This is a genomic window from Roseibium sp. AS2 (assembly GCF_038900065.1).
Lineage (GTDB): Bacteria > Pseudomonadota > Alphaproteobacteria > Rhizobiales > Stappiaceae > Roseibium.
In genome coordinates, this window is record NZ_JBBMQN010000007.1 from 230,637 (window position 1) to 243,069 (window position 12,433).

Below are 12,433 nucleotides of genomic sequence, written 5' to 3' on the forward strand. Positions count from 1 at the left end.
GTTGCATATTGGTATTAATAATTGTCAACACACAAAACCAGAGGCGTCTGATCAGTCAATGATCACCTGTTTCGACATTGGAGGCTCATTCGTCCGTCACGGTCTCCTCCAGACGGATGGCAACGTTGTTGAAAGCGGCCGCGTGGAAACGCCCGGCACGGACTGGTTGTCCTTTGTCGATGCGATCAAAAACCGTTGCGACACCGGCTCGGATCCGGTTTCAATCTCGCTGGCCGGCGCCTTTGACGAGCGCACCGGCATCGCCGATGTCGCCAATATCCCGTGCCTCCACAAACGCAACGTCCTCAAAGATCTGGAAGCGGCGCTTGGCCGGACGGTGCTGATCACCAACGATGCCGACGCCTTTGCCCTGGCGGAAGCCGTCGCGGGAAGCGGACGCGGCAAACCTGTCGTCTTTGGTATCATTCTGGGATCAGGCGTCGGCGGCGGCATCGCCGTCAACGGCGGGCTGGTCAAGGGCTATGACGGGATTGCCGGCGAGTGGGGCCACGGTCCCGTGATGGACCCGACGGCCGGGGGGCAACTCAGCGGGCTGGGGCATTTTCCCTGCGGCTGCGGCCAGACCGGCTGCATCGACGCGGTCTGCTCCGCCCGGGGCATGGAGAAAATCCACCTCTCGCTTCATGGTCTTGCCCTTTCAAGCAGGCAGATCACCGGTGCGTGGCATGAGGGCGACCCAGCGGCGATCCGAACCATAGAGGCCTATACGACGCTGCTCTCCCGCGCCCTCTCGGTAATCGTCAACACACTCGGCCCGCATGTTGTCCCGGTCAGCGGCGGTCTTTCAGGGGAAGCGGCGCTGCTCGACCTGATCGACAGGAAAACCAGGGCGCTGGTGCTGGCCGATTACGCCGATCCCCTCGTCATCAAGGGACGATTTGCCGAAAACGGGGGCCTCATGGGCGCCAGCATCATCGCCCGGATCGCCTATGGCGAGGCGCCCGCATGACCCGCGTCCCTCTGGAAATCTGCGTCGACACGATTGAAGGCGCCAGGACCGCCGCCGCCAACGGGGCCGACCGGATCGAATTGTGCGCGGCTCTTTCAGAAGGCGGCCTGACCCCCTCCTTCGGTCTGATGACAACCGCAGCCGACCTGCCCGTGCCCGTCTACGCGATGATCCGGCCAAGGGCCGGTGACTTTCGCTTTTCCGACGCCGAAAAAGACCTCATCCTGCAGGACATCGCCGCAGTGAAACGGGCGGGGCTCAAGGGCATCGTCATCGGCGCGGTCGACGATCATGCGCGCCTGGACCGGGACTTTCTGGCCGATGCCCTGTCACAGGCTGAGTTGCCGGCCACCCTTCACCGGGCCATCGATACGGTCGCCGATTTCGACCTTGCGATAGAGACCGCCATCACTCTCGGGTTCGAACGTGTCCTGACATCAGGCCAGGCACACAGCGCGGCATGCGGCCTGGAACAACTGGCGCATGCCGTTGATCTGGCCGCCGGCCGGATGTCGATCATGGCCGGTTCCGGTGTCACGACCGAAAACGCCGTACGCCTGCTGAAGCAGGCGTCTGTCAGCGAATTACACGCCTCCTGTTCCGTCCGGATCAAGGCCCGCACACCCGATTTGCCGGAAGCGCGGCTCGGCTTTGTTCCGGAAGCCGGCATCAGAAAGACAGATGGCAATCTCGTCAGGGCCCTTCGCCTTGCCATGAACCGTTTTGAAGAGGCAGCCGCATGAAGACCGGTTACGTCGGCCTGGGCGCCAGGATCGCCAATGTCAGCAACTCTTTGCAGGATGTTTCCGCGAAGATCGACCCATGTGCCTATGTCGACCCGGCCCCCGCGGGCCTGAAACATGTCGAGGCGCGAAGCGGAAATTCCCTCACCACTCATGACGACCTGTCGGACATGCTGCGGGTGGAAAACCTCGATCTCCTGATGATCGGGTCCCCCAATTTTCTGCATCTGGAACATCTGAAAACGGCGCTGCGCTCGGATGTGAAACATATCTTTTGCGAAAAGCCGATCGTCATCACCGAGGCGGAAACCTTCGAGCTGTTGTCCCTGATGAAAGAGCATGGCGGCGCCAGGCGAATCCTCGTTGGCCTCGTGCTGCGGTATTCGCCTCTCTACACCGCACTTCAGAAAAGCCTCGAGACCGGTCAGATCGGCAAGGTCGTCTCGATCGAGGCGGCCGAACATATCGGCCCCTATCACGGCTCCTTCTTCATGCGCGACTGGCGGCGCCATTCGAAGAATTCCGGCGGCTTCATGCTGGAAAAATGCTGCCACGACCTGGACCTTTACCAGGGTGTCACCGGTTGCCGGCCGCGATTTGTCTCCAGTTTCGGTGGCCGCAAGAGCTTTGTGCCAGAAAACCGGCCCGATCAGGACCACAGTTTCCCGGCGCCGGACATCAGCGGCCGGGTCGATCCGTTCACGCCGCGCTGGGGCGGCGCCAATGCCGATTTCGATTCCGACGGCGACATCATCGATTACCAGACCGCGCTGATCGAATATGAAGACGGCGCCAACCTGTGTTTTCACACCAACATGTATGTGCCCGACGAATTTCGCCGTTTCGCGGTGATGGGCACGAAGGGCATGGCGGAAGGCGATTTCATCCGCAACTACTACAAGGTCCACGATGCGCTGACCTCGGCCTGCCTGGTCGACCGGCCACAAGTCGTCGACGCGACCCGCGACGGGCATTACGGCGCCGACGAGGCGATGGCCAGGGATCTGGTCCACTACTTCGAAAATGGCGGCGACCTGCCCGTCGGAGTGCTGGATGCGCTCGAAGCCGGGCTCACCGCGATCAAGCTGGACGAAGCGCGCCAGGCGCGCGCGGTTCTGGATCTTGCGGAAACCTGGCAGCAATACGACAGCTTCGGTCTGGCTTAGAGGGTCTCATGGCACACACGGCGAAAAAGCAAGACTACTTCCCTTACCTCCTGCTGGTGCCGGCAAGCCTCGTCATGTTTGCCATCGTCGCCTATCCGTTGTTCGAAACCTTTCGGCTTTCCTTCACCAACACCAGCATGAGCCCGAAATTCGACTATGTCGGTCTCGCTAACTACGAAAAGATCATGTCCCGCCGATTCCCGGAAGTGATCGCGCGAACCTTCTACTGGATGAGCCTGTCGGTCGCCCTGAAGATGATGATCGGCACGTTCGGGGCCGTTCTGCTGAACGCCATGGTGCCGGGCCGGACCCTGTTCCGGATCCTGGTGATGCCGCCCTGGGTGATACCGATCGCCATTGGCGTTTTCATCTGGGGCTGGATGTACAACGGCCAGTTCGGCATGATTTCCGGCGTGGCGCAACGGATCGGCATCCTGGATGCGCCCTTCGAATTTCTCGCCTACAAGAACTCCGCCTTCATGGCGACCATCGTCACGGATGTGTGGATCGGCGTGCCGATGGTGACGCTTTACCTGCTGGCCTCGATGCAGTCGATTTCAAAGGACCTCTACGAGGCCGCCTGGGTCGACGGGGCCTCCCGCTTCTACCGGTTCCGCCGGATCACGTTGCCGCTGATCACCCCCTCGATCGCGACCATGGCCCTGTTGTCGGCGATCGCGACATTCAATTCTTTCGACATCATCTGGATCCTCACCGAAGGCGGCCCGCGCGGGGCAACCACCACGATGATCATCGACACCTACAAGACGGCGATAAGCCGGTTCAAATACGGCGAAGGCGCCGCCCGCACGGTCATGATCGTGCTGTTCCTCGGGTCCTTCACTCTGGTCTATTTCCTGCTGCTGTCGCGCCTTGCCAGAAGGAGCCCGAACAATGCTGCATAAGTATCGCTGGTACGAATATGTGCTGATCTATTCCGGCGTCGCGGTGTTCCTGACCTTCGTGCTGGCGCCGTTCGTGGAAGCCTTCGTGGTCTCGCTGCGCCCGCTTAGCCGCCTGTTCTCAATACCCTACCGGTTCATCACCGACGACATGAGTTTCAATGCCTATTTCACCATGTGGGAGAACGTGCCGCTGCTGTGGATGTACATGTTCAACTCGTTCTTCATCGCGACGGTTGTCACCGTTCTGGGCCTGATCTGCATCATTCCGGCGGCCTATGCCTTTGCCCGGTTCGAATTTCCCGCGCGCAACTCGCTGCTGGGTGTTTTCATCGCGGTGAACATGTTTTCCGGAGCCGTCCTGATCATTCCGCTGTTCAAGCTGATGCAGCAATACGGCCTGCTGAACACCTATTTCGCGATGATCGCACCAGGAACTGCCTTCGTGATCCCGACCGGCATCTGGTTGCTGCGCTCCTACCTGGTGCGCATTCCGAAAGAACTTGAGGAGGCCGCGTGGGTCGACGGCGCGGGCAGGCTCTACACCTTGTGGCGGGTGATCATCCCGGTCGCGCTTCCCGGCATCATGGTGGTCACCATCACGGCCTTCATCACAGCCTATGCACAGCAATTCATCTACGCGCTGACCTTCAACTCGGTGAACGAACTGAACCCGCTTCCGGTCGGCCTGTTCCAGTTTTTCGGACGCCAGTCGGTGGTCTGGAACGAACTCATGGCCGCCAGCCTGGTGGGCATCCTGCCCGTGCTGTTCGTCTATGTCTTCCTTCAGCGCTACATCGTCGCCGGCCTGACGGCCGGCGCCGTGAAAGAATAACAAAAACAAAAAGAAACCAACCAGAAAGGGAAAGTCAGATGACATACAAATCAGTGCTACTGGGGGGCGCCTTCGCCCTCAGCCTCGTGACCGCCGTCCAGGCGGAGGACAAGGTCATTCACATGATCAACTGCGGCGACAACACTGGCGCGGGCATTCCGGTCCAGGACAAGTTGATCAAGGACTGGGAAGCGGACAATGCGGGCTACAAGGTCCAGGTCGAATTCGTTCCCTGGGGCCAGTGCCAGGAGAAATCCACGACGCTCGCCTCCGCGGGCCAGCCGCCGGCGGTCGCCTATATGGGCTCGCGCACGCTGAAACAGCTCGCAGCCAATGACCTGATCATCCCGGTCGACATGAGCGACGAAGAAAAAGCGACCTATGCCGCTCCGATTCTCGCCACGATCACGGCCAACGGCAAGCAGTGGGGCCTGCCGCGCGCCTTCTCCACCAAGGCACTCTACTGGAACAAGGACCTCTTCAAGGAAGCGGGCCTCGATCCGGAAACACCGCCGAAGACCTGGGACGAGATGTACAACGCCGCCAAGGCGATCAAGGACAAGACCGATGCCGACGGATTCGGCCTTGCAGCCGCCTCCTTCGACAACACGATGCACCAGTTCATGAACTACGTGTACACGAATGGCGGCGAGGTCATCAACGAGGACGGCGAAATCGTCTTCAATTCCCCGAACAATGTCGAAGCACTCGCATTCTACGGCAAGATGGCCGGGGTTTCCCAGCCTGGGCCGGTCGCCTATGACCGTGCGAAACTCCGTCCGCTCTTTTCCGAAGGCAAGATCGGCATGTTCATTTCCGGTCCGTGGGAGCGGGTCCGCGTGAAGGACGTGAACTGGGGTGTGGCACCGATCCCGGCCGGTCCGAGCGGCGGTCCCGGAACACTTCTGATCACCGACTCCCTTGCCGTTTTCAAGGGTTCGGGTGTCGAGGAGCAGGCCTTGTCCCTCGCCAAGCTGCTGACCAACCCGCAAAACCAGATGGCCTTCGAAGTCGCCGAGGGCTACACGCCCCTGCGCGACCTGCCCGAGGTCCAGGACATCGTCAAGGAAGACCCGACCTGGACAGCTTTTCTGGAAGCCATTCCGACCGGTGGTCCCGAGCCGTTCGTGACCGACTATGTCGGTCTTCAGGACACCATCAACGAAGCCGTTCAGGGCGTCGTTCTGGGGGAAGTCGAAGCAGCGGAAGCTGTCGAGATCGCCGCCGAGCAGCTTGAGGAATTCAAGTAATCCCTGCGCATCGACCGGGTCCCCATCCCGGGGACCCGGCCTGCTTTTCTAAAGAGGAATGACCATGGGCGAGTTGCAGCTTCGCGATATCCGCAAGCACTATGGCCGGGTGGAAGTCATCAAGGGCGTCGATCTGGATGTCGACCATGGCGAATTCATCGTTTTCGTTGGCCCGTCCGGATGCGGAAAATCGACCTTGCTGCGCTTGATTGCGGGGCTCGAAGAGATCACCGGCGGCGACATCACCATCGAGAACAGGGTCGTCAACAATCTCCCGCCGGTCAAGCGCGGCATTGCCATGGTGTTCCAGTCCTATGCGCTTTATCCGCATATGTCCGTCTTCGAGAATATCGCCTTCCCCCTGCGCGTCGAACGCCTCCCCAGGGAAAAGGTGGAAGAGAAGGTTCAGGCCGCCGCCAATATACTGCAACTGACCGAAAGACTTCAGCACAAACCAGGAGAATTGTCCGGTGGCCAGCGCCAGCGGGTGGCCATCGGCCGGGCCATCGTACGGGCACCCTCCGTGTTCCTGTTTGACGAACCCCTCTCCAACCTGGATGCGGCGCTGCGCGCGGAAATGCGTGTCGAGCTTGCCAAGCTGCACACCAAACTCGACGCAACGATGATCTATGTCACCCACGATCAGGTTGAAGCGATGACCATGGCGGACCGGATCGTCGTGCTCGACCAGGGTGTGATTTCCCAGTGCGGAACACCGCTCGAGCTTTATCACATGCCGCAAAACATCTTTGTTGCCGGGTTCATCGGCAATCCGAAGATGAATTTCATCAAGGTAACCGGTGAAAGCGTGGACGAAAACGGCGTCACGGTCCGGCTGCCCTCCGGCGCGAAGGTGACGGTCGAGGTCTCGGCCACGGGGGACGTTTCGGGAAGGAACCTGACACTCGGCATCCGGCCGGAACACCTGTCGATCGGGCAAGCGGCTGCGTCGATCGAAGTGGTGCCGACGGTCGTCGAGCATCTGGGCATTCACACGGTCACCTACAGCGCCGTGGAAGGTGCGACCACTACATTCTGCAGTCTGCTTCCAGGCTCCGCGCCGGCAAAAGTCGGCCAGCCTGTCTCCATGGGCCTGAACGGCGCCGACTGCCACCTGTTTGACGACACCGGCCTGGCGTTCGAACGCAGGCACTCCCTGGCCGAACTCGATACCGGCGACATGCATGTTTGATCGGTGCAGGGCATTGGGCGCCCTCTCAGGGTTTCCCCTGCCCGGCCCGCCCCAATTCTATCCGATGAAGCTCCGTTTCAACGGACACTCGATTGGGGACGCGGCGCGTTGCGCCCGGGGCGCGGGTGGGTGAGGCGCGGTAGCTAAACCACCTTGCCGCGAGCGGCCACAGGTTCGATGCGCGTTACGATTCCGTCCCGGTGAAACACCAGCTTGTCGAACAGGTTGGAGACCACGCAGGTGTGGTTCGGAATGATGCGGACACGCTCGCCAATGACCGGTTTGCGGTCCGAATGGCTCAGGTCGACCACCGCATGCTCCTCGCTCAGTGCCGCGATCGATGCGCCGGGATAGTCAATCAGCAGGCCATGATCCGTAAATCCGAGCAGATCCGAGGTCAGGGCCTTGGAACCGGCATCCAGAACCGCGCGGGTTTCCGTCGGAAGGGAGACGACGGTGGCAAGCACATGCATCGCGCAGTCGTCGTAGTCGCACATGCCCGCCCGCACCATGGAGCGGTCGTTGAAAATATAGGTGCCGGCCCGGTGCTCGGTTGCGCTTGGCACCAGATCACTGTCGAACAGGCCGGGCGAACCGCCATGGGAGACCACGGGGCAGTCGAGTCCGGCGCCGGCGAGCAGCGCCAGCGTCTGTGAGAAAAACGCTTCGACCGCCGGTTCGCAGCCCGCTTTCGGATAGGTCAGCAGTCCCTGAAACGCCAAACCCGGCGCGCCGGCAATCCGCAGGGCGAGTTCGACAGCCGCTTCGGGCGACTGGACACCGTTGCGCCCGGCTCCCGTGTCGCACTCCACCAGAACCTTCAGTGGCTGCTCGCCGTGAAAGACCTCCGCCAAACCGTCGACAACGACACTGTTGTCGGCCACGACCTGCAGATCCAGTTTGGCGTTCAGGGTCTTCAGACGGTCCAGGCGTGCCTGGCCGAACATGTTGAAGGTGATCAGAATGTCCGTGAACCCGGCATCGGCAAAGACTTCGGCTTCGCTTATTTTCTGGCAGTTGATGCCCTTCGCGCCGACCGCAATCTGCGCGGCCGCGAGCGCGGGAACCTTGTGCGTCTTGATATGCGGCCGAAAGTTGCGGCCGATCCGGTCGAAATAGTCCTGGGCGACCTTGATGTTGGTTTCCATGATCGTTTCGTCGATCACCGCGACCGGCGTCAGCAATTCATGGATGGAAAGCCCTCCACTCATTGTACTATCTCCCTGCTTGCCGTCCGCGGGCGGTCTCCGGCGCCCTGCGCCGCATTGATAGGCCAAATATCCCGGGGCGCCTTGGTGTAGGGCGTCACCGAGGGATCGTTCGGATAGGGCCGCCCGGCCGCGCAATAAAGGATCAGCGGACTGACACGGGCGAACGACTGGTGGAAATGGTTGGTCGACTTGACGACCAGAATCTTGCGCCGTGCCGGATCAATGCCGAAGTTGGTGAAGAGGCTGGTGTCGAAGCATTGTGCGCGGGTGGAATTCAGGATCACCTCCAGGCCGCCGATCCGGATCAGGCTGGCGTCGCCGATGGGGACGATGCTCTCACCGAACCGCTGCTCGGCGTTTTTGATATTGCGAATGATCTCGACTTCCGCGTCGATCGGGTTTCCCGTGAAAGGCGCGGATTTGGCGCCAAATCGCAGCATCATGCGGGCACCCTCTCCCGCCGCATGACACAATTGCACGGCGATAGGATCCCAGATCGAACCGAAAGCCGTGTCTTCCAGTTTCCGTTCCATGGCCTCGGCAAGAAGAACGGTCGCGTCTCCAGCCGTACCGCCGCCGGGATTGTCCCACATGTCTGCTATCGTCACCGGTCCACCCTCATGGGCAAGTGCTCGTTCATAGGCCTCCGCAGGGGACAATTCGGTGCTCCGGACCTTGCCGCGCAAGGCAAAAAGGGCTTCGCCGAACTCCCGCGTGACCGCATCCCCCAGGGCAGGGTCATTGTCGGTGACTGCCAGCAGCCGGGTGCCCATTTCCGGCACGTCCCCGGCCATGAACCCGTGGATGACGGAAAGCGACAGGATCGCGGGTGTTTCCCGTTCCCTCCGGACCAGGTCGTCGACAAAACCGCGCATCGGACCGGAGGTCGTCGGGAACACGTCGATCATTTTCGGATCATAGACACTCATGACAGGGACAACCTCGCCGGCAATTGTCCGTTTGGCCAGATCCCATGCCTCCACCGCCCTGTCGACAAAGTCGATATGCGGAAATTCCTTGAACGCAATGAGGGCATCCGCGGCGTCCACGCGCTTTGAAGTCAGATGGCTGTGGGGATCGAATGTGGCAATCAGGGGCGTCTTCGGGCCGATCAGCACTCGTATCCGGGACAGGAAATCGCCCTCAGGATCGTCGTAACCATCGGCCACCATGGCTCCGTGCAGACCGATCACGACAACATCGAAGGGCGCCTCTGCCGCGATCTGATCAAGGATCTCGTCTCTCAGAAGTTCATAGGTCTGTCTTGAAACCAGTCCCGCCGGATCGGCCCAGGCCGCAGTTCCCTCAACAAGGTCCCAATTGTTGTCCCGGGCAAAGCGGCGGCCGACGGTGACGACGGCGGAACACAGGGTCGGCGTGTCGGGATGTTCGCCCGGCCGCGCGAGCAGGGACGCCCTGAAGGCTTCAATGTCGATGCGGATCGGAGAAAAGGTGTTCGTTTCCGTCGCCAGAACGGCGGTGAATGCGCGCGGCCGGGTCATGGTCAGGACGCCGCTTCCAGCGGGTTCGGCAGGTACCCTGCAAATCCGGAAATCTTCCACCGCCCGTCCTTGCGCACACAAAAATAGAGTGTTTGCCAGAGCAACCGGTCTTCGCCGCCGTCCGCTTTGTGGATCCGCCCGTCGAATTTCTTGTGCGCGACCGCACGCGCGCCATTGATCTCGATCTCGGTCAAACGCGTCGCGCCGAATATGGCCGCCCTGGCATCTTCCGCGAAATCCGTTTCGGCGAACTCCTGCGCTTGGCGCAGCCATTCGATCCGGTAGGTCTCGAGATCGGGAAAACCGAGTGTCCAGTCATCCGGATTTGCTACCTTTCCGCCATCGATCCCGAAAAACGCCGGGGCGTCGAAATCATCGGCGACCAGCGACCAGTCCGCCGCAACGAATGCCTCGATGTCGCGCTGGACCAGCATGTCCCAGATCTCGGCACGGTCTGCGTCCCTGCCCGCGAACGGGTTGGCCTGATTGTTCAAACTTTTCTGCATGCCGGAAATCTTTTTCATCTCTGAGGTTGATTTTTGTAAAATATACGGATGAAATAAAACCAATGTCAAACCACTATGTAAATCTTTTACAAAAACGGAGCTCTGCATGTCGATCAAACGCTATGGCGCTGAAAAATCGGGGGCCGGTGGTCAGAACCTCCCCTTCGCCCGCGCCGTCGAGGCGGACGGCTGGCTGTACGTTTCCGGGCAGGTTCCCATGAAGGACGGGGAAATCGTCGGCGCCGGAATTGTCGAACAGACGCATCTTACGGTCCGCAACGTCATCGCGATTCTGGAGGAAGCCGGTTACGGCCTGCGGGATGTCGTGCGTGTTGGCGTGTGGCTCGACGACCCCCGCGATTTCTGGTCCTTCAACAGCGTCTACAAGAGTTATTTCGGAGAACATCCGCCCGCGCGGGCCTGCGTGCAGTCCACCATGATGGTCGACTGCAAGGTCGAAATCGATTGCGTCGCCTACAAGAAGCCGGACTGACACCATGCGGGATATCCTGTCCGTGTTGCAGCAGGTAGAGCCGGAGCTTTCCAAGTCCGAGCGCATACTGGCCGCGCTTTTGCGCAATGACGCGGATTTCATGGTCAATGCCGGCATCACGGATGTTGCGAAACGCGCCGGTGTTTCTCCGCCGACCGTTACCCGTTTCTGCCGGCGCCTCGGCTGCGAAAGCTACACCGCGTTCAAGATGCAGGTCGCCCAGGTGACCTTTGGCGGCACCCGGTACCTGACGGCGAACGCTTCCTCTGCCGATCCGGACGATGTGGCGGACAGCCTGCTTGCCCAATTGCAGGCGGCCGCGGTCAAAACTCGCGAAGCGCTGGACATGAAGGCGGTCGTTGGCGCGGCGGAAACGATCGCAGGCTCCAATCTGCTTGCCGCGTTCGGTTCCGGCGGTACGTCCTCGATGATATCGGATGAAGTTCAGAACCGCTTTTTCAGACTGGGACTGCGCACGGTCAGCATCACCGATCATGCCATGCAACTGATGCAGGCCGCCACGTTGAAACCGGGTGACGTTGTGCTCGCCCTGTCCGTGTCCGGCCGGAACTTGCAGATGGCCAATGCCCTGGAGGCCGCGCGCAGCTATGGCGCGACCGTGATCGCACTGACCCGGCCCGGCCGGCCGATTTCGGAACTCGCCGACATCACCATCGGCCTGGATCTGCCGGAGGGCGACAACATTCTGCGACCGAGTACCAGCCGCTATGCGTTCCTGTTCGTGACCGACCTCCTGGCCACCCTCGTTGCCATGCACCTTGGGGACGGCGCGCGCGAAAATCTCAGGCGCGTCAAATACCAACTCAGCAACGCTCGCGATCCGGATGACAAGGAGGCCCTTGGTGACTGACAAGAAAGACATGCCTGTCGCCGTCGTTACCGGCGCTGCCGGCGACATCGGCATAGCCATCACCCGGCACCTGACGGCAACCCACCATGTTGCGGCCGTCGACATCGACGCCAAGGCCCTGTCCGCCGCTATCAGCGACCTGGAGGCGGACGGTTTGACCGTGACCGCGATCAGATGTGACGTGACAGACACGGAAGACGTCGCCCGAATGGCCGCTTCGGCGGCGGAACTCGGTTCCGTATCGGTTCTCATCAACAATGCGGGCGCAGCCAGGGGCCTGACCCTGCACAGCATGACGCCGGGCGATCTTTCCGCAGACCTTGCGCTCAATCTGGAAGCTGCCCTGACCTGCTTCAAGGCTCTGGAACAGGAATTGACGCGGTGCGGCAACGGGGCCGTCGTCAATATCGTTTCGGTGAATGGTCTGGGCACGTTCGGACATCCCGCATACAGCGCGGCGAAAGCCGGCCTCATTCACGCAACCCGGGCAATCGCGGTCGAATACGGCAAATACGGATTGAGGGCCAATGCAGTCGCGCCCGGAACCGTGAAAACCAGGGCATGGAAAGACCGGGCTGCGGCCAATCCAAAGGTTTTTGAAGAGGCCCTGCACCAGTATCCCTTCAAAAAACTTCCCGAACCCGACGACATAGCAGCCGCCGTGGATTTCCTCGTCGGTCCGGCCGCACGCTGCATCACGGGCATCTGCCTGCCCGTCGACAGCGGCCTGACGGCGGGGACCACCGCCCTGCCCCGGACCTTCACCCAATCGTCCGATTTTGATGGATAACG

Annotated in this window: 13 protein-coding genes; 10 read left to right on the forward strand and 3 right to left on the reverse strand. The window is 60.9% G+C overall.

The window, feature by feature from the left end; translation table 11 throughout:
* The first annotated feature begins 58 nt into the window (after positions 1-58).
* The 7 genes from WNZ15_RS20570 to ugpC all read left to right on the forward strand — a co-directional run bounded on the left by WNZ15_RS20570 (position 59) and on the right by ugpC (position 7,058).
* Positions 59-970: an ROK family protein gene (locus tag WNZ15_RS20570; protein WP_342894895.1), complete on the forward strand. Its 912-nt coding sequence runs from the start codon at positions 59-61 to the stop codon at positions 968-970.
* The gene (locus WNZ15_RS20575; protein WP_342894896.1) at positions 967-1,713 is read left to right on the forward strand and encodes a copper homeostasis protein CutC; all 747 of its coding nucleotides are present in this window, start codon (positions 967-969) and stop codon (positions 1,711-1,713) included. The genes WNZ15_RS20570 and WNZ15_RS20575 overlap by 4 nt, the downstream gene beginning before the upstream one ends.
* Positions 1,710-2,879, forward strand: a complete 1,170-nt coding sequence (locus WNZ15_RS20580; protein ID WP_342894897.1) for a Gfo/Idh/MocA family oxidoreductase — start codon at positions 1,710-1,712, stop codon at positions 2,877-2,879. Before WNZ15_RS20575 ends, WNZ15_RS20580 begins: the two co-directional genes overlap by 4 nt.
* An 8-nt stretch (positions 2,880-2,887) precedes the next feature.
* Positions 2,888-3,784 carry a sugar ABC transporter permease gene (locus WNZ15_RS20585; RefSeq protein WP_342894898.1) on the forward strand — a complete coding sequence of 299 codons (897 nt, stop codon included), beginning with the start codon at positions 2,888-2,890 and terminating at the stop codon, positions 3,782-3,784.
* Positions 3,774-4,616: a carbohydrate ABC transporter permease gene (locus WNZ15_RS20590; RefSeq protein WP_342894899.1), complete on the forward strand. Its 843-nt coding sequence runs from the start codon at positions 3,774-3,776 to the stop codon at positions 4,614-4,616. The genes WNZ15_RS20585 and WNZ15_RS20590 overlap by 11 nt, the downstream gene beginning before the upstream one ends.
* Before the next feature lie 38 nt (positions 4,617-4,654).
* On the forward strand, positions 4,655-5,866 hold the full coding sequence (locus WNZ15_RS20595; RefSeq protein WP_342894900.1) for a sugar ABC transporter substrate-binding protein: 1,212 nt from the start codon (positions 4,655-4,657) through the stop codon (positions 5,864-5,866).
* 64 nt (positions 5,867-5,930) lie between these two features.
* Complete coding sequence (gene ugpC, locus WNZ15_RS20600; RefSeq protein WP_342894901.1) at positions 5,931-7,058, forward strand: sn-glycerol-3-phosphate ABC transporter ATP-binding protein UgpC; 1,128 nt, start codon at positions 5,931-5,933, stop codon at positions 7,056-7,058.
* A gap of 143 nt (positions 7,059-7,201) precedes the next feature.
* On the opposite strand, the gene WNZ15_RS20605 is transcribed toward ugpC, so the two are convergent.
* From WNZ15_RS20605 to WNZ15_RS20615, 3 genes are read right to left on the reverse strand one after another with little or no spacing between them, the layout of a single operon-like run.
* Positions 7,202-8,269, reverse strand: a complete 1,068-nt coding sequence (locus WNZ15_RS20605; protein WP_342894902.1) for a D-TA family PLP-dependent enzyme — start codon at positions 8,267-8,269, stop codon at positions 7,202-7,204.
* Positions 8,266-9,771: a M81 family metallopeptidase gene (locus WNZ15_RS20610; protein WP_342894903.1), complete on the reverse strand. Its 1,506-nt coding sequence runs from the start codon at positions 9,769-9,771 to the stop codon at positions 8,266-8,268. The genes WNZ15_RS20605 and WNZ15_RS20610 overlap by 4 nt, the downstream gene beginning before the upstream one ends.
* 2 nt (positions 9,772-9,773) lie before the next feature.
* The gene (locus tag WNZ15_RS20615) at positions 9,774-10,205 is read right to left on the reverse strand and encodes a hypothetical protein (protein ID WP_342894996.1); all 432 of its coding nucleotides are present in this window, start codon (positions 10,203-10,205) and stop codon (positions 9,774-9,776) included.
* Positions 10,206-10,383: 178 nt separating this feature from the next.
* On the opposite strand from WNZ15_RS20615, the gene WNZ15_RS20620 reads away from it, so the two are divergent.
* The 3 genes from WNZ15_RS20620 to WNZ15_RS20630 are packed head-to-tail and all read left to right on the forward strand — an operon-like array spanning position 10,384 to position 12,431.
* Entirely contained in the window at positions 10,384-10,770 is a 387-nt protein-coding gene (locus tag WNZ15_RS20620) for a RidA family protein (protein ID WP_342894904.1), read from the forward strand.
* Positions 10,771-10,774: 4 nt separating this feature from the next.
* Positions 10,775-11,641: a MurR/RpiR family transcriptional regulator gene (locus WNZ15_RS20625; RefSeq protein WP_342894905.1), complete on the forward strand. Its 867-nt coding sequence runs from the start codon at positions 10,775-10,777 to the stop codon at positions 11,639-11,641.
* Positions 11,642-11,651: 10 nt separating this feature from the next.
* A complete protein-coding gene (locus WNZ15_RS20630) occupies positions 11,652-12,431 on the forward strand; it encodes an SDR family oxidoreductase (protein WP_342894997.1) in 780 nt (259 codons plus the stop codon).
* Positions 12,432-12,433 lie beyond the last annotated feature (2 nt).

What these genes read in the sequence shown, in the direction of transcription:
- WNZ15_RS20580 (WP_342894897.1), top strand. Translation starts at nt 1,710, where the DNA reads ATGAAGACCGGTTACGTCGGCCTGGGCGCCAGGATCGCCAATGTCAGC.
- WNZ15_RS20625 (WP_342894905.1), top strand. Translation starts at nt 10,775, where the DNA reads ATGCGGGATATCCTGTCCGTGTTGCAGCAGGTAGAGCCGGAGCTTTCC.
- WNZ15_RS20585 (WP_342894898.1), top strand. Translation starts at nt 2,888, where the DNA reads ATGGCACACACGGCGAAAAAGCAAGACTACTTCCCTTACCTCCTGCTG.
- WNZ15_RS20595 (WP_342894900.1), top strand. Translation starts at nt 4,655, where the DNA reads ATGACATACAAATCAGTGCTACTGGGGGGCGCCTTCGCCCTCAGCCTC.
- WNZ15_RS20615 (WP_342894996.1), bottom strand. Translation starts at nt 10,205, where the DNA reads ATGCTGGTCCAGCGCGACATCGAGGCATTCGTTGCGGCGGACTGGTCG.
- WNZ15_RS20610 (WP_342894903.1), bottom strand. Translation starts at nt 9,771, where the DNA reads ATGACCCGGCCGCGCGCATTCACCGCCGTTCTGGCGACGGAAACGAAC.
- WNZ15_RS20590 (WP_342894899.1), top strand. Translation starts at nt 3,774, where the DNA reads ATGCTGCATAAGTATCGCTGGTACGAATATGTGCTGATCTATTCCGGC.
- WNZ15_RS20605 (WP_342894902.1), bottom strand. Translation starts at nt 8,269, where the DNA reads ATGAGTGGAGGGCTTTCCATCCATGAATTGCTGACGCCGGTCGCGGTG.
- WNZ15_RS20570 (WP_342894895.1), top strand. Translation starts at nt 59, where the DNA reads ATGATCACCTGTTTCGACATTGGAGGCTCATTCGTCCGTCACGGTCTC.
- WNZ15_RS20620 (WP_342894904.1), top strand. Translation starts at nt 10,384, where the DNA reads ATGTCGATCAAACGCTATGGCGCTGAAAAATCGGGGGCCGGTGGTCAG.
- WNZ15_RS20630 (WP_342894997.1), top strand. Translation starts at nt 11,652, where the DNA reads ATGCCTGTCGCCGTCGTTACCGGCGCTGCCGGCGACATCGGCATAGCC.
- WNZ15_RS20575 (WP_342894896.1), top strand. Translation starts at nt 967, where the DNA reads ATGACCCGCGTCCCTCTGGAAATCTGCGTCGACACGATTGAAGGCGCC.
- ugpC (WP_342894901.1), top strand. Translation starts at nt 5,931, where the DNA reads ATGGGCGAGTTGCAGCTTCGCGATATCCGCAAGCACTATGGCCGGGTG.